Source organism: Maribacter caenipelagi (genome assembly GCF_004364175.1).
GTDB lineage: Bacteria > Bacteroidota > Bacteroidia > Flavobacteriales > Flavobacteriaceae > Maribacter > Maribacter caenipelagi.
Genome location: NZ_SNZW01000016.1, coordinates 196,057 through 211,094, shown reverse-complemented (window position 1 = coordinate 211,094; position 15,038 = coordinate 196,057). Strand labels below are relative to the sequence as shown.

Sequence of the window (15,038 nt, the reverse complement as noted above, 5' to 3'; positions counted from 1 at the left end):
ATTATGCCATTTTAGTATAGTTAATAGGTCTATGAAACATTGTACCTTAGCCTTAAAATAAGATCGATTTGGAAATAGAGAGTATAAGCATTTTCGATATGCTAAAAATTGGCGTTGGTCCTTCAAGTTCCCACACCCTTGGTCCGTGGCGCGCTGCCGAAAGGTGGTTGGCTCGATTAAACTCTAAAGACAATCTTGAAAAAGTTGAAGAAGTAGAAGTACACTTATATGGCTCGCTATCTCTAACAGGTAAAGGGCATGCCACTGATTATGCCGTTATGCTAGGTCTATTGGGTGCCGATCCAGAATCAGTGCCAATTGATACTATTGACCCTTTAATTAATAAAATCAAAAAGGAGCATATATTACTTTTAGATGGTAAATACAGCATCAACTTCGACCCAAACAAACATATTATTTTCAACAGAAAATTTCTTCCTTTTCATGCAAACGGATTAAAGTTTCAGGCGAAATTGAAATCTGGCAGAAAAATATCGAAAACCTATTATTCCATCGGTGGCGGATTCGTCATTAGCGAAGAACGAAAAAATGCCAAACGCAAAGTTGACATGTTCAATAAGTTTCCTTTTCCTGTACAGAAAGGAACCGAGCTTCTGGATTTTTGTAATAAGGAAGGTTTTAAAATATCTGAACTGGTATTACAAAATGAAAGATCCTTACGAGACGATGAGAAAATAGATTATGAATTAAATCGCATTTGGTCTACCATGTTAGAATGCATGTATACCGGATGCCATACAGAAGGCACGTTACCTGGCGGATTAAATGTAAAACGTCGGGCTTTTGAAATGCACAACAAGCTCAAAAGTGAGCTGCCCTACTCCACACCCCAAGAATGGCTACAGACCATTCGACAGACAGAAGTGAAATTTCGTCAAATATTGCAATGGGTAAGTTGTTTTGCTTTAAGCGTAAATGAGGTAAATGCATCTTTAGGTAGAGTTGTTACTGCACCTACAAATGGTAGTGCTGGCGTTATACCTGCTGTATTAATGTATTATATGGTTATTGAAAACCATGCAGGTAATTTTGAGCATGTAAAACAATTTTTATTGGTTGCAGGCGAAATAGGAAGCATCTTTAAAAAAGGAGCTACCATATCGGCCGCTATGGGTGGCTGCCAAGCAGAAATAGGCGTATCGTCGGCTATGGCCGCCGGTGCACTTACAGAACTATTAGGTGGCACACCTGAACAGGTACTTATGGCGGCAGAAATTGCCATGGAACATCATTTGGGACTTACCTGTGACCCCATTGGCGGACTGGTACAGATACCTTGTATAGAACGAAACTCTATGGGTGCCATAAAAGCTATTAATGCCGCTGAACTTGCATTGGGCTCTGACCCATCAGCAGCAAAAGTACCATTGGACAAGGTGGTACAGACCATGTGGGAAACTGCAAAAGACATGAGTTCTAAATATAAGGAAACCTCTGAAGGCGGATTAGCGGTTGGTGTTTTCTTGAGTGATTGTTAAATCTGTTTCAAAACGAAGTTTCTTTTCATTTGTAGTTGTATAAATGAAGTACCCTTTGTTATACGCGTATATTCCGCTAACTTTAATTTATGAAAAACCTGATTTCAGAAAGGGTAGCCGACTTTATAAAACACTACCCTCCTTTTAATGTTCTTGATAGCAAATCATTATTCCAGTTAGCTGAGCAAGTACTTATCGTTTACAAAGAAAAAAATAGTATTATTTTCAACGTAGACGAACCTCAGCATTCACATTTTTATTTGGTTCATAAGGGCGCTGTAACATTGAATAATCCCTCTACTTCAAATATTCTTGACTATTGCGATGAAGGTGACATATTTGGACTACGACCACTTTTTGCCAATGAAAATTATAAGCTTGAAGCTAGAGCTCATGAAGAGTGTATTCTCTACGGCATTCCAATCGACATTTTTAAACCTATTGCAAAGAAGAACGAACAAGTAACTATTTTTCTGATGGAGAGTTTTGCCTCCAATACCCGAAATCCGTATGCCAAAAGCCAAAAAGGGCAGCTCTTTGACAACGAAGGTGAAGAGGAAGAAGAAGTTAATAAAGAGGTGGTACTACCAGATTTACAACTAGCCAGCTATTCAAAAAAATTAGTGACCTGTTCTACAAGAACCACTATAAAGAAGGCCGCTGATATAATGTCTAAAAAGAAAATTGGTTCTATTCTAGTGACAAGCAAAGATTTACCTGTAGGTATAATAACTGATAAAGATTTTAGAAATAAAGTGATATCTGGCGAGCAACCAATCACCGCTTCAGTGAAATCAATAATGACAACTCCCGTCATCACTTACCCAAAGAACCTTACCATTACCCAGGCACAAATGGCCATGATGAAAAGTAACATCAGCCATTTAATTATTACTGAAGACGGTACGCCAAATTCTTCTGCATTAGGTATTTTATCTAAGCATGACGTAATGGTCTCCTTGGGCGATAACCCTGCCGTTTTAGTAAAAGCGATTAAACGTACCTCTCGTATTAAAAAAATAAAACAGATTAGAAAAAGTGTGATGGTGCTGTTATCTGGATATTTAGAACAAAATATTCCTTTAGGATTAATTGCTAAGATTATTGCTGAACTGAATGATACTTGCATTAAACAGGTAGTGGAAATTTCTATTGCTAAAATGGATGCACCACCACCAGTAAAATTTGCCTGGTTGGCTTTAGGAAGCCAAGGTAGAAGTGAGCAGCTCTTGCATACCGACCAAGATAATGCCCTGGTATTTGAAGATGTACCAGAAGAAGATTTACCAAAGACCACCACTTACTTTCTTGAACTTTCAAAACTTATTACCAAAGGACTAAATACGATAGGATACGAATATTGCCCCGCAGATATGATGGCTTCTAACCCACAATGGTGCTTAAGCCTGCAAGAATGGAAAAGCAAACTATCGTACTGGATCGGCAACCCCGGACCGAACGAGGTATTAATGTCCTCCATATTTTTCGATTACAGCTTAGCTTATGGCGAACGCAGGTTGTTAGATAGTATGTCTGACCATATATTTAGAACCGTTGAGAAATACCCTATTTTCTTAGTGCATTTGGCAAAAGGAGCATTACAGAGTCCGTCACCAACAGGATTCTTTAGACAATTTGTAGTAGAACAAGATGGGCAACACAAAGATTTCTTCGACCTAAAAAGTAGGGCATTAAGACCGTTGATTGATGCTGCTCGTGTCTTAATTTTATCGCATTCTGTAAAGGCGATTAGCAACACTTGGGAACGTTATGAGAAATTAGCAGAACTTGAACCCAATAATCAAGAGTTATACTTGGCTTGCTCTTATGCCACCAAGGCATTATTGAAATTTAGAACGCGACAAGGTTTGGCTAATCATGATTCTGGTAGATTTATTGAACTGGAACAATTGACTAAACAAGAAAAAATGAAATTAAAGCGCACCTTTAAAGCCATTAAGGAAATTCAAGAATTGATAACACTTCGCTTTAAGGTCACTAATATTTTAGGATAATGGGATTATTCAATAGAACACCTAAAAACTTACCCGATTACTGGATAAGATATGCCGACCTTTTTAAAGAGTCAACCAGTAAAAACTTTTCTGATTTAGTATTTGTAGTATTAGATACAGAAACTACAGGCTTCAGTTTTGAAGATGATCGTATACTGTCAATTGGCGCTGTAAAAATCAAGAAAGAAACTATTTCAGTACAAGAAGTTTTCGATATCTATTTAGAGCAAGAAAAATTCAATAAAGAAACTGTTCATGTACATGGACTGTTGAAGAATGGGCAACGAGAATGTATTAGTGAAGTTTTAGCACTGGAGAAATTTCTTGAGTATGTAGGCAATGCTATCATAGTAGCACATCACGCCGGTTTTGATATGGGAATGCTCAATACCGCTTTGGAAAGAAATGGTCTATCGAAACTAAAAAACACGGTATTAGATACAGGCGTTATCTATAAAAAAACGCTTATTAAATCTTACTTAGTGCAACCAAAATCTAATTATACATTAGATGAACTCGCCGAAAAATTTTCTATCTCAAGAAAAGATAGGCATACAGCATTAGGCGACGCCTACATTACAGCAGTCGCCTTTTTAAAAATCATTTCTCGCTTAAAAGAAAAGAAAGATTTCTCACTTAAATATTTACTTAGATAGCCTTAAAGACTTTCTAAATAATTCAAAACATTTCTATTAATGCGATCATTAATATGAGTAGTATCAGCCTTTACAAATGGCTCACCAGTTATATGCTCGTAAAGTTCAATATAGCGCTCAGAAACCGATTCTATATACTCATCAGTCATTTCTGGAACCGTCTGACCTTCTAAACCCTGAAAGTCATTAGCGATCAACCACTGCCTAACAAACTCTTTAGAAAGTTGCTTTTGAGGTTCGTTAGCATCCTGTCTCTGCTTATATCCGTCAGAATAAAAATATCTGGAAGAATCAGGTGTGTGTATTTCGTCAATTAGAACGATTTTACCCTCTTTTGTTTTTCCGAATTCATATTTAGTATCCACTAAAATCAATCCTCTGTCGGCAGCGATTTCTGTTCCTCTTTGAAAAAGTGCGTAAGTGTACTTTTCTAAAACAGCATAATCATCGGCAGAAACTATTCCTTTACTTAAAATATCTTCTTTAGAAATATCCTCATCATGATCACCCATTTCAGCTTTGGTTGCAGGGGTTATGATCGGACTAGGGAATTTATCATTCTCCTTCATTCCGTCGGGCATTGCAACACCACAAAGTATTCTTTTACCTAATTTATATTCTCTAGCAGCATGACCAGATAAATACCCACGTATAACCATTTCAATTTTGAATGGTTCGCAAGCTACACCAACAGCTACATTAGGATCGGGCGTAGCAGTTAACCAATTCGGAACAATATCTTCTGTAGAGGCCATCATTTGGGTCGCAATCTGATTTAGAATCTGCCCTTTGTAAGGTATACCTTTTGGCATCACCACATCAAAAGCTGACAACCTATCAGTCGCCACCATGACCAACATATCATTTTCTAGAGTATATACAGATCTAACTTTGCCTTTATAGACATTCTTCTGACCTGGAAAATTGAATTCTGTTTCGTAAATAGTATTATTTGACATCTATATTTTAATTGTGGTGTTCTATAGTTTTATAAGCTTCAATTACCTTTTTCACAAGTTTATGACGAATAACATCTTTATCATCTAGGTAAATGACTTCTATACCCGGTACGTTTTGCAAAATTAGCAAAGCCTCCTTTAGACCTGAAATTGTTCTTCTAGGCAAATCTATTTGTCCGGGATCTCCGGTGATTAGAAACCTTGCATTTCTACCCATTCTAGTTAGAAACATTTTCATTTGTGCATGCGTAGTATTCTGAGCTTCATCTAAAATCACGAAGGCATTATCTAAAGTTCTACCGCGCATAAATGCCATAGGGGCAATTTGTATGGTACCGTTTTCAATATAATGTACCAATTTCTCTGCAGGGATCATATCTCTAAGCGCATCATACAATGGCTGCATATAAGGATCCAGTTTCTCTTTTAAATCCCCAGGCAAAAAACCTAGGTTCTCACCTGCTTCAACGGCTGGTCTCGTTAAAATAATTTTCTTTACCTGCTTCTCTTTTAAAGCCTTTACCGCAAGAGCAACTCCAGTATAGGTTTTACCCGTACCAGCAGGACCGATAGCAAAAACCATATCGTTCTTTTTAGAGGCATCAACTAATCTACGTTGATTGGCAGTCTGAGCTTTTATCAACCGCCCGCTTACACCATGAACCAAGGTTTCTCCGCTATTCTTCGATGATTTCAACTCATCATCTTCAGAACTTGTCAAAACTCTCTCTATGCTGTTTTCATCTAATTTGTTGTATTTAATGAAATGCTGGGTCAACATATCAAAACGCCTCTCAAACTCTTCCAGTAGTTCTTCATCTCCAAAGACTTTGATCTTATTGCCACGGGCAACAATTTTCAATTTCGGAAAGTACTTTTTTAATAAATCAATATGTTCATTTTGCTGGCCAAAAAACTCTCTCGGGCTAATTTCGGTAAGTTCTAGAATTATCTCGTTCAAACAGTCGGTTTTATAATGATTTATAGTTAGCGTAGATTAGTTTCTAATCGCTGTTTTTTGTTTAGTTTTGTATATCAAATTTAAGCAAATTTTAAGTTCGACTAACCAAAAACATATCAACATTGCTGTATGGCAATAATTACCCTAACAACAGATTTCGGATTAAAAGATCACTTTGTAGCTGTATTGAAAGGCTCTATATATACAGAACTGCCCGATGCCAAAATTGTTGATATTTCGCATGACATCATGCCGTTCAACATTCATGAGTGTGCATACATACTTTCCAACTCTTATAAAAGCTTCCCAAAAGGGACGATACATATTGTAGGTGTAGATTCTGAAGAGACGCCAGACAACAAGCATATTGTAGCCCTTGTTAACGGACATTACTTTATTAGCGCAAATACCGGTGTCATTGGGCTCATTACCTCTGAAATGACTCCGGAAAAAGTTTTTGAAATAAATTTACCGGACTCTATTGCAAACTCATTCCCTGTGTTGAATGTTTTCATACAAGTTGCCTGTCATATAGCTCGTGGTGGCACATTAGAAATTGTTGGCAAACCGTTTACAGAACTAAATGACCTAAGAGAGTTTGCTCCAAGAATTGTAGAGGACGGTAAAAAGATTATTGGCAGTGTGATCTATATTGATAACTATGGTAACGTTATTACCAATATTCGTAAAAATCTATTTGACGCCTATCGAAAAGATCGTAATTATACCCTCATAGCACGTAATCATAAGCTAGACAAGATTCACAAAGCATATAATGATTTTATAGATTATAGCTTAGAAAAAAACCACCGTAAAAGTGCCGGTGACCTTTTGGCTATATTTAATTCATCAGACTATATTGAATTGGCAATCTACAAAAGTAATCTTACCACAGTTGGCGGTGCCTCTACCCTATTAGGGCTAGATTACCGAGATACCATTATGGTAGATTTCGAATAGCGATAGCAAATTCAATTTCTTGAAAATTTAAGCGTATTTTTAAATGATATTAAATCAGCAAAAGTTAATAACTAATGGTCAAATACAAATATTAAAAGCTTAAGTTAGTAATACCTAGTGTTATACACTACCTTGACCGACAACAAACTGTTAATAAGTTTGTTTCCTTAAAAAGGGCAATTAAAATATCTTTGTTGGTAACGAAAACTGCCAACAATAAGGAGTTTAAACCTATTTCTCTTGTGAATTCAAGATTACTATCAATAAAATTTAAAGAATGAAATTTATAGTTTCAAGTACCTATTTGCTAAAGCAACTTCAAATATTAGGAGGTGTAATCAACAACAGTAACACGTTACCAATTTTGGATAATTTTCTGTTCGATTTGCAGAAGGACAAACTAACCGTGTCAGCTTCCGATTTGGAAACCACCATGAGTTCTGTTATAAAAGTAGATTCTGATAATGAAGGTACCATTGCTGTACCGGCAAGATTACTTTTAGAAACTTTAAAAACTTTTCCTGAGCAACCACTAACTTTTGTTGTTGAGGATAACAATACGGTAGAAATTAGTTCTAACCACGGTAAATATGCCTTAGCATACGCTGATGGTGCAGAATTTCCGAAAGCAGTTGAATTAACTAGCCCTAGTTCTACAACCTTACTAGGAGATATTTTAGCAACAGCCATCAACAAAACAATTTTCGCTGCTGGTAATGATGATTTAAGACCTGTAATGAGCGGTGTCTTCTTTCAGTTCTCACCAGAGAACTTAACATTTGTAGCAACAGATGCACATAAATTGGTAAAATACCAACGTACAGATGTAAGAGCTTCTCAAGTAGCTGAGTTCATTATGCCTAAAAAACCTTTGACTTTGTTAAAAGGGATATTGGCAGGTAGTGAGTCTGATGTACTTATTGAATACAATGAAAGCAATGCAAAATTCAGCTTTGAAGAAACTGAACTAATCTGTAGATTAATAGATGGTAAATACCCTAACTACGAAGCGGTAATACCAAAAGAGAACCCGAACAAACTTACTATCGCCAGGAATCAGTTCTTGAGTTCGGTAAAAAGGGTTTCTATTTTCTCTAACAAAACTACACACCAGATACGTTTAAAAATAGCGGGTGCAGAATTGAATATTTCTGCAGAAGATCTTGATTACTCTAATAAAGCAGAAGAAAGATTAACATGTTCTTACCAAGGTGATGACATGCAAATTGGTTTCAACTCAAGGTTCTTAACTGAAATGTTGAACAACTTAGGTTCTGATGAAGTTTCTTTAGAAATGAGCTTACCAAATCGTGCAGGTATACTTACCCCAACCGATGGTTTAGATGAAGGCGAATTTGTAACTATGTTAGTAATGCCTGTTATGCTTAACAGCTAGAACTCATTAATCATAAATTAGAAAGGGTCAGTTATTAAACTGACCCTTTTTTGTTTTATAATCTGTTTATGATATAAACCGTATGGTTCCAAAATAGCTAGGTGATTCTCCGTTACTAGCTTTTATAGCATTTACTGCAGGCATTACAATTGATAAAATTCCTGCAAATATTAATAATAAGATTCCGAGTCCGAATAATAAGATTCCGGGAATTCCAATTACTAGATATAAGATTAACGTTAACTGAAAGTTGATTACCGATTTACCGTGCTCGTCCATACCAACAACCGAATCTTTTGTCGTTAACCAAATTACCAACGGTACTACGAGCCCCCCAAATCCTGTTACAAAATCTAAATATTGAGACAAATGAGTAATGACCAACAAATTACGGTCTTCACGAACAGCTACTGCGTTTTTATTTACTAGTTCCATTTTTGATTGATTTAATGATGAATACTACAAATAAGACGCATAAAGTCGCAAATTGTTACAGCTTTTAGAGAAATTATAGTTTTCTGTTCAATTTTGTAAGCTTCTCCTGCTCCTTCATAATCTTCATTTGACTCTTAGCAACCTTATCTTCTATTTTCTGAATATCTACCGGAGAAAGTGTTCCTTTTAGTTTTCCTTTTTCAAGCTGAGCTTTTAACTTTTCAACCTTTTTTTCTTCTTTAGAAATAGATTTGGTTTTAGAATCTATTTGTTTTTGAAGCTTCTCTTCTTTCTTTTTCGCTGCATCCTTTTTCTTTTGCTCGGCAGCTTCTTTTTTTTCTTTTTTCGCGTCAGCTTCAGCTTTATCAACTTTTTTCTTGACTTCTTCCATTTCTTTCTCTTTCATTACAGAAATCTCATCTGTAGTTTCAGGAGTATCACTTTGAGCGATACCAAAAGAAGAAACGAACATAAACGCCAACAATACAACTACTTTTTTCATTTTTTAATTACATTTTATACCACGCGAAATTACTATATAATTATATACTGAAAACAAATTGTCATTAAATTAAGAAAACTACAACAGTTAATAATTGATTATTTTTGTAGCATGATTCAAAACGATACCATAATAGCATTAGCAACTCCGGCAGGTGCGGGAGCCATTGCAATTATTAGACTTTCAGGTCACGATGCAATTACAATTGCTTCCAAGCATTTTGAATCGGTTTCAGGTAAAATTCTTGAAAATCAAAAAAGTCACACTATTCATTTAGGATTTATTAAGGAAGGCGAAAATATACTGGACCAAGCACTTGTATCTATTTTTAAGAATCCCCATTCCTATACAGGAGAAAACGTTATAGAAATATCTTGCCACGGATCGCCATATATACAACAACAAATTATTCAGTTGTTTCTTAGAAATGGCTGTAGAACTGCCGATGCAGGAGAGTTTACTCTAAGAGCCTTTTTAAACGGTAAGATGGATTTGAGTCAGGCAGAAGCTGTTGCCGACTTAATTTCTAGTGATAATGCCGCTAGCCATCAAATAGCTGTACAACAAATGCGTGGTGGATTCAGTAATGAGATAAAACAGTTGCGAACAGAGTTGCTAAACTTTGCTTCTCTAATAGAACTAGAACTCGATTTTTCTGAAGAAGATGTAGAATTCGCAGACCGTACTCAATTCAAAGAACTACTTACTCGTATTCAAAAAGTATTGCAAAGCTTAATAGATTCTTTTGCAGTAGGAAACGTGATTAAAAACGGCATTCCGGTTGCTATTGTCGGTGAACCCAATGTAGGTAAATCAACACTTTTAAATGCATTTTTAAATGAAGAGCGCGCATTGGTATCAGATATTGCAGGAACAACCCGTGATTCAATTGAAGATGAAATTTCTATTGGCGGAATAGGGTTTCGATTTATTGATACCGCAGGAATTCGTGAGACACAAGATGTTGTAGAAGGCATGGGAATTAAACGAACTTTTGAAAAGATAGAGCAGGCCCAAGTAGTTTTGTTATTGGTTGATGGATCTAAACTTTTAAGCGACGATAAAAAGCTGAAGAATATTGTCATCGATTATGAAAAAATAAAAAACCAGAATCCGCTAAAACCATTAGTTTTATTGGTTAATAAAGCAGATACCCTTTCTGAAGACGATAAAAACAAAATCGGTACTTATTTAGACGATGTAAAATATCTATCAGCCAAAACAGGCGAAGGTGTTGAGGAATTACAAAACAGCCTCTTAGAATTTGTAAATACCGGAGCATTACGTAACAACGAAACTATTGTAACCAATACCCGCCACTACAATTCATTACTAAAAGCATTAGAAGAAATAGAAAAGGTACAATTCGGAATGAAAGCAGAACTTTCAAGCGATCTCATGGCAATTGATGTTAAAGAAGCTTTATACCATCTAGGGGAAATCACAGGTCAAGTGACCAATGATGAATTGCTAGGGAATATTTTCGCTAATTTTTGTATCGGCAAATAACTATAACAAAAATATCAGCCGTGTATGGTTTCATCTTTACCGTAGTTTTTAATTACTTCTGCTTCAAACTCAACCAAATCTTGCCAGCGCTTATCGACATCAACATCCTGACCAAATTTACGAGCAAAACCAATAAATGTGGTGTAATGCCCCGCTTCGCTAATCATTAAATCTCGATAAAACTTAGATAGTTCTGGATCTTTAATTTCTTCTGAAAGTAGCTTAAAACGTTCGCAGCTTCTTGCTTCTATCATGGCAGAAAACAATAGCCTATCTACCATAGATTGTAACCTGTTACCACCTTTGTTCATAAATTTATAAAGTTCGTTTACGTAACTATCCTTACGCTCTCTACCAAGTGTATAACCGCGCTCTTTAATAATATCATGAACCATTTGAAAATGCACTAATTCTTCTTGAGCCAACAGAAGTAAATCAGTTACTAAATCAGGATATTCGGAATTTAATGTAATTATGGTAATTGCATTAGTTGCCGCCTTTTGTTCGCAACATGCGTGATCCGTTAAAATCTCTTCTAAATTCTTTTCTACAATATTAACCCAACGTGGGTCAGTTGCTAATTTTAAATGGAGCATGGGCTATTTCTTTTTGTAAAAATAGGTTTCAGCAAAGGAACTACAACAATCAACATCTTATATATTTATGAAATAAGAAATTAAAGCTTAACCTTTATCCTTAAAAAAACTACATATTTCTACGATACTGCCCTCCTACTTCAAACATGGCATGTGTAATTTGACCTAAAGAACAATATTTAGTTGTTTCCATTAATTGCTCAAAAGTATTCTCATTTTTTAAGGCAATATCTTGTAATGTTTTTAAAGACTTTTCTGCTATAGCTGCATTTCTTTTCTGTAAATCTTCAAGATTATATATCTGTGCTTTCTTTTCATCTACCGTTGCACGAATTACCTCTTCTGGTATAATAGTAGGTGACCCGTTAGAAGACAAAAAGGTATTTACCCCTATAATCGGCAACTCCCCAGTATGCTTCTTAGTTTCATAATACAAGCTCTCTTCTTGAATTTTACTACGCTGGTACATGCTCTCCATAGCTCCAAGCACTCCCCCGCGATCTGTAATTCTATCGAACTCTACCATTACAGCCTCTTCCACCAAATCTGTTAGCTCTTCGGTAATAAAAGATCCTTGCATAGGGTTCTCGTTTCTAGCCAACCCAAGCTCTTTATTGATTATCAATTGTATTGCCATAGCTCTTCTTACGGAGTGTTCTGTAGGCGTGGTAATTGCCTCATCATACGCATTGGTATGCAATGAATTACAATTGTCGTAAATGGCATAGAGCGCCTGTAATGTCGTTCTAATATCATTGAAATCAATTTCTTGCGCATGTAAAGAGCGACCCGATGTTTGAATATGATATTTCAGTTTTTGTGAACGTTCATTCCCGTTGTATTTCAACTTCATGGCTTTTGCCCAAATTCTTCTTGCTACTCTACCGATTACAGCATATTCTGGATCAAGTCCGTTACTAAAGAAAAAAGAAAGGTTAGGTGCAAATTCATCAATATGCATACCTCTAGATAAGTAGTATTCTACAAATGTAAAACCATTGGCTAGCGTAAAGGCTAACTGACTAATCGGGTTCGCCCCTGCTTCGGCAATATGGTACCCAGAAATGGACACCGAATAAAAATTACGGACTTTCCTATCTATAAAATATTGTTGTACATCACCCATTAAGCGTAATGAAAATTCAGTTGAAAAAATACAGGTATTCTGCGCTTGATCCTCTTTTAAAATATCAGCTTGTACCGTACCTCTTACCTTGGACAATGCATCAGACTTTAGCTCTGCATAGACATCAGCCTGTAATACTTGATCACCGGTTACACCCAAAAGAAACAAACCAAGACCATCATTACCTTCTGGCAATTCACCGGCATAGGTTGGGCGCTTTGCCCCTAACTTCTTATAAATTGAATCAATCTTTTTGTTTACTTCAACTGTAAGTCCGTTTGCCTTAATATACTTCTCACATTGTTGATCAATAGCGGCATTCATAAAAAATGCGGCAATAGTTGCTGCAGGACCGTTAATAGTCATTGAGACCGAAGTGGTAGGAGCACATAAATCGAATCCGGAATATAATTTTTTAGCGTCGTCTAAACAGCAAATACTCACTCCGGAATTTCCGATTTTTCCATAAATATCAGGTCTATCACCCGGGTCTTCACCATATAAGGTCACCGAATCAAAAGCTGTAGATAAGCGAGCTGCGGGCAATCCCTTAGATACATAATGAAAACGCTTATTAGTCCTTTCTGGTCCGCCTTCACCAGCAAACATTCTGGTTGGGTCTTCACCTTGCCTTTTAAATGGAAATACACCTGCCGTAAAAGGAAACTCTCCTGGTACGTTTTCTTGCAAAGACCATTTTAAAATATCTCCCCAGCCTTCATATCTTGGTAAAATTACTTTTGGTATTTGTGTCTGCGATAAAGATTTGGTCGTCGTTTCTACCTTCACCTCTTTACCTCTAACTACATAAGCAAAAAAATCACCCTCATAATTAGACTTCTTCTCATTCCACTCATCTATTATTTTTTTATTATGTGGATCAAGGTCTAATTGCAATTCTTTTTTTGCAGCTTCTATGGCACTTAAAACATCTTCCTTGTCTTTTAAAATTTCAGAAGATTCTTTAAGACTAAATAGTTTTTGAGCAACCGCTTTTTGATGTTCTGCCCTTTCGTTGTAATCGCGAATAGTATCTGTTATTTCAGAAAGATATCTAGTTCGCTTTGGTGGAATGATGTAAATTTTCTCAGACATTTCTCGAGAACTTTCAAAGGAAGATTTTAAGTCCTCCGCCCCTGTCTTATCAACCAAGGTATCTATAACCGCCCTGTACAATTGATTCATCCCCGGGTCATTAAATTGGGAAGCGATAGTACCGTAAGCGGGAATTTTTTCTGCCGGAGTATCCCACAATTGATGATTACGCTGGTACTGTTTTTTTACATCTCGCAATGCATCTAATGCTCCTCGTTTATCAAACTTGTTAAGAGCTATCAAATCGGCAAAATCTAGCATGTCAATTTTTTCTAGCTGCGTGGCCGCACCATATTCAGGAGTCATCACATATAACGAAACATCTGAATGCTCGGTAATTTCAGTATCTGATTGACCTATACCCGAGGTTTCTAAAATAATTAAATCAAAACCCGCAGCTTTGGTAATATCAACGGCATCTTTCACATATTTTGATAATGCTAAATTAGACTGGCGCGTGGCTAAAGAACGCATATAAACTCTATCATTAAAAATAGCGTTCATTCTAATACGATCTCCTAATAATGCACCGCCTGTTTTTCTTTTAGATGGGTCAACAGAAATAACGGCAATTTTTTTATCATCAAAATCAGCAAGAAAACGACGCACCAATTCATCTACTAAAGATGATTTACCTGAGCCACCTGTTCCTGTAATTCCCAATACTGGAGCTACCTTTTTTGTTTCAACTTTTTTCCGAATTGTATTTAGAACCTCTTGATGCTTTTCTGGAAAGTTTTCTGCAGATGAAATAAGTCTTGCAATAGCTGCATAACTAAGTTCTTCTACATTATTTAATTCACTATTAAGATGTTCTCCAACAGGAAAATCACTTTTCTGAATTAGGTCATTTATCATACCTTGAAGTCCCATTTCACGACCATCATCTGGCGAATAAATTCTCTCAATACCGTAGGCATGTAATTCTTTGATTTCTTCAGGAAGAATTGTTCCTCCACCACCACCAAACAACTTAATTTGCGAAGCTCCACGCTCCTTCAACAAATCATACATGTACTTGAAGTATTCTACATGTCCGCCTTGATAAGAAGTAATAGCGATTGCCTGCACATCTTCTTGAATAGCACAATCAACAATTTCTTGAACTGATCGGTTATGACCTAAATGAATAACCTCACAACCTGTAGATTGAATAATTCTACGCATTATATTAATTGCTGCATCATGACCATCAAAAAGGGAAGCCGCTGTAACAATGCGAATATGGTTTTGAGGTTTGTAAGGGGTTTGTAGGATATCGTTCATTTTATATGTTCAAATTATTTTTTTGACAAGCTATTTTTTTTAAGATACGATGAATCAATTCGT

At 36.2% G+C, this 15,038-nt stretch carries 12 protein-coding genes; 6 read left to right on the top strand and 6 right to left on the bottom strand.

The window, feature by feature from the left end:
- The first annotated feature begins 74 nt into the window (after positions 1-74).
- The 3 genes from DFQ03_RS13410 (at position 75) to DFQ03_RS13400 (ending at position 4,170) form a co-directional block, all read left to right on the top strand.
- On the top strand, positions 75-1,499 hold the full coding sequence (locus DFQ03_RS13410) for an L-serine ammonia-lyase (protein WP_133673882.1): 1,425 nt from the start codon (positions 75-77) through the stop codon (positions 1,497-1,499).
- An 89-nt stretch (positions 1,500-1,588) separates the two neighbouring features.
- Entirely contained in the window at positions 1,589-3,514 is a 1,926-nt protein-coding gene (locus DFQ03_RS13405; protein WP_133673688.1) for a DUF294 nucleotidyltransferase-like domain-containing protein, read from the top strand.
- Complete coding sequence (locus DFQ03_RS13400; protein WP_133673687.1) at positions 3,514-4,170, top strand: 3'-5' exonuclease; 657 nt, start codon at positions 3,514-3,516, stop codon at positions 4,168-4,170. Before DFQ03_RS13405 ends, DFQ03_RS13400 begins: the two co-directional genes overlap by 1 nt.
- Before the next feature lie 2 nt (positions 4,171-4,172).
- Here DFQ03_RS13400 and DFQ03_RS13395 read toward each other — a convergent pair whose 3' ends face one another.
- Both DFQ03_RS13395 and DFQ03_RS13390 read right to left on the bottom strand, forming a co-directional pair.
- On the bottom strand, positions 4,173-5,129 hold the full coding sequence (locus tag DFQ03_RS13395; protein ID WP_133673686.1) for a phosphoribosylaminoimidazolesuccinocarboxamide synthase: 957 nt from the start codon (positions 5,127-5,129) through the stop codon (positions 4,173-4,175).
- 7 nt (positions 5,130-5,136) lie between these two features.
- Complete coding sequence (locus tag DFQ03_RS13390) at positions 5,137-6,090, bottom strand: PhoH family protein (RefSeq protein WP_133673685.1); 954 nt, start codon at positions 6,088-6,090, stop codon at positions 5,137-5,139.
- A 129-nt stretch (positions 6,091-6,219) separates the two neighbouring features.
- On the opposite strand from DFQ03_RS13390, the gene DFQ03_RS13385 reads away from it, so the two are divergent.
- Both DFQ03_RS13385 and dnaN read left to right on the top strand, forming a co-directional pair.
- Complete coding sequence (locus tag DFQ03_RS13385; RefSeq protein WP_133673684.1) at positions 6,220-7,050, top strand: SAM hydrolase/SAM-dependent halogenase family protein; 831 nt, start codon at positions 6,220-6,222, stop codon at positions 7,048-7,050.
- Between the two features lie 277 nt (positions 7,051-7,327).
- Complete coding sequence (gene dnaN / locus DFQ03_RS13380; RefSeq protein WP_073246393.1) at positions 7,328-8,446, top strand: DNA polymerase III subunit beta; 1,119 nt, start codon at positions 7,328-7,330, stop codon at positions 8,444-8,446.
- A 66-nt stretch (positions 8,447-8,512) separates the two neighbouring features.
- Here the strand turns inward: dnaN and DFQ03_RS13375 are convergent, their stop codons facing one another.
- Together DFQ03_RS13375 and DFQ03_RS18860 are read right to left on the bottom strand one after the other, a co-directional pair.
- Positions 8,513-8,881, bottom strand: a complete 369-nt coding sequence (locus DFQ03_RS13375) for a DUF4870 domain-containing protein (RefSeq protein ID WP_133673683.1) — start codon at positions 8,879-8,881, stop codon at positions 8,513-8,515.
- A gap of 73 nt (positions 8,882-8,954) precedes the next feature.
- Positions 8,955-9,383, bottom strand: coding sequence for a hypothetical protein (locus DFQ03_RS18860; RefSeq protein ID WP_166637474.1), 429 nt, complete (start codon positions 9,381-9,383; stop codon positions 8,955-8,957).
- 111 nt (positions 9,384-9,494) lie between these two features.
- On the opposite strand from DFQ03_RS18860, the gene mnmE reads away from it, so the two are divergent.
- Positions 9,495-10,892, top strand: a complete 1,398-nt coding sequence (mnmE, locus tag DFQ03_RS13365; protein WP_133673681.1) for a tRNA uridine-5-carboxymethylaminomethyl(34) synthesis GTPase MnmE — start codon at positions 9,495-9,497, stop codon at positions 10,890-10,892.
- A gap of 14 nt (positions 10,893-10,906) precedes the next feature.
- On the opposite strand, the gene miaE is transcribed toward mnmE, so the two are convergent.
- Positions 10,907-11,488, bottom strand: a complete 582-nt coding sequence (gene miaE / locus DFQ03_RS13360) for a tRNA-(ms[2]io[6]A)-hydroxylase (RefSeq protein ID WP_133673680.1) — start codon at positions 11,486-11,488, stop codon at positions 10,907-10,909.
- Positions 11,489-11,597: 109 nt separating this feature from the next.
- The gene (locus DFQ03_RS13355; protein ID WP_133673679.1) at positions 11,598-14,975 is read right to left on the bottom strand and encodes a methylmalonyl-CoA mutase family protein; all 3,378 of its coding nucleotides are present in this window, start codon (positions 14,973-14,975) and stop codon (positions 11,598-11,600) included.
- Positions 14,976-15,038 lie beyond the last annotated feature (63 nt).

Coding starts and splice junctions, on each gene's coding strand:
- DFQ03_RS13405 (WP_133673688.1), top strand. CDS start 1,589: ATGAAAAACCTGATTTCAGAAAGGGTAGCCGACTTTATAAAACACTAC.
- mnmE (WP_133673681.1), top strand. CDS start 9,495: ATGATTCAAAACGATACCATAATAGCATTAGCAACTCCGGCAGGTGCG.
- miaE (WP_133673680.1), bottom strand. CDS start 11,488: ATGCTCCATTTAAAATTAGCAACTGACCCACGTTGGGTTAATATTGTA.
- DFQ03_RS18860 (WP_166637474.1), bottom strand. CDS start 9,383: ATGAAAAAAGTAGTTGTATTGTTGGCGTTTATGTTCGTTTCTTCTTTT.
- DFQ03_RS13395 (WP_133673686.1), bottom strand. CDS start 5,129: ATGTCAAATAATACTATTTACGAAACAGAATTCAATTTTCCAGGTCAG.
- DFQ03_RS13375 (WP_133673683.1), bottom strand. CDS start 8,881: ATGGAACTAGTAAATAAAAACGCAGTAGCTGTTCGTGAAGACCGTAAT.
- DFQ03_RS13400 (WP_133673687.1), top strand. CDS start 3,514: ATGGGATTATTCAATAGAACACCTAAAAACTTACCCGATTACTGGATA.
- DFQ03_RS13355 (WP_133673679.1), bottom strand. CDS start 14,975: ATGAACGATATCCTACAAACCCCTTACAAACCTCAAAACCATATTCGC.
- DFQ03_RS13385 (WP_133673684.1), top strand. CDS start 6,220: ATGGCAATAATTACCCTAACAACAGATTTCGGATTAAAAGATCACTTT.
- dnaN (WP_073246393.1), top strand. CDS start 7,328: ATGAAATTTATAGTTTCAAGTACCTATTTGCTAAAGCAACTTCAAATA.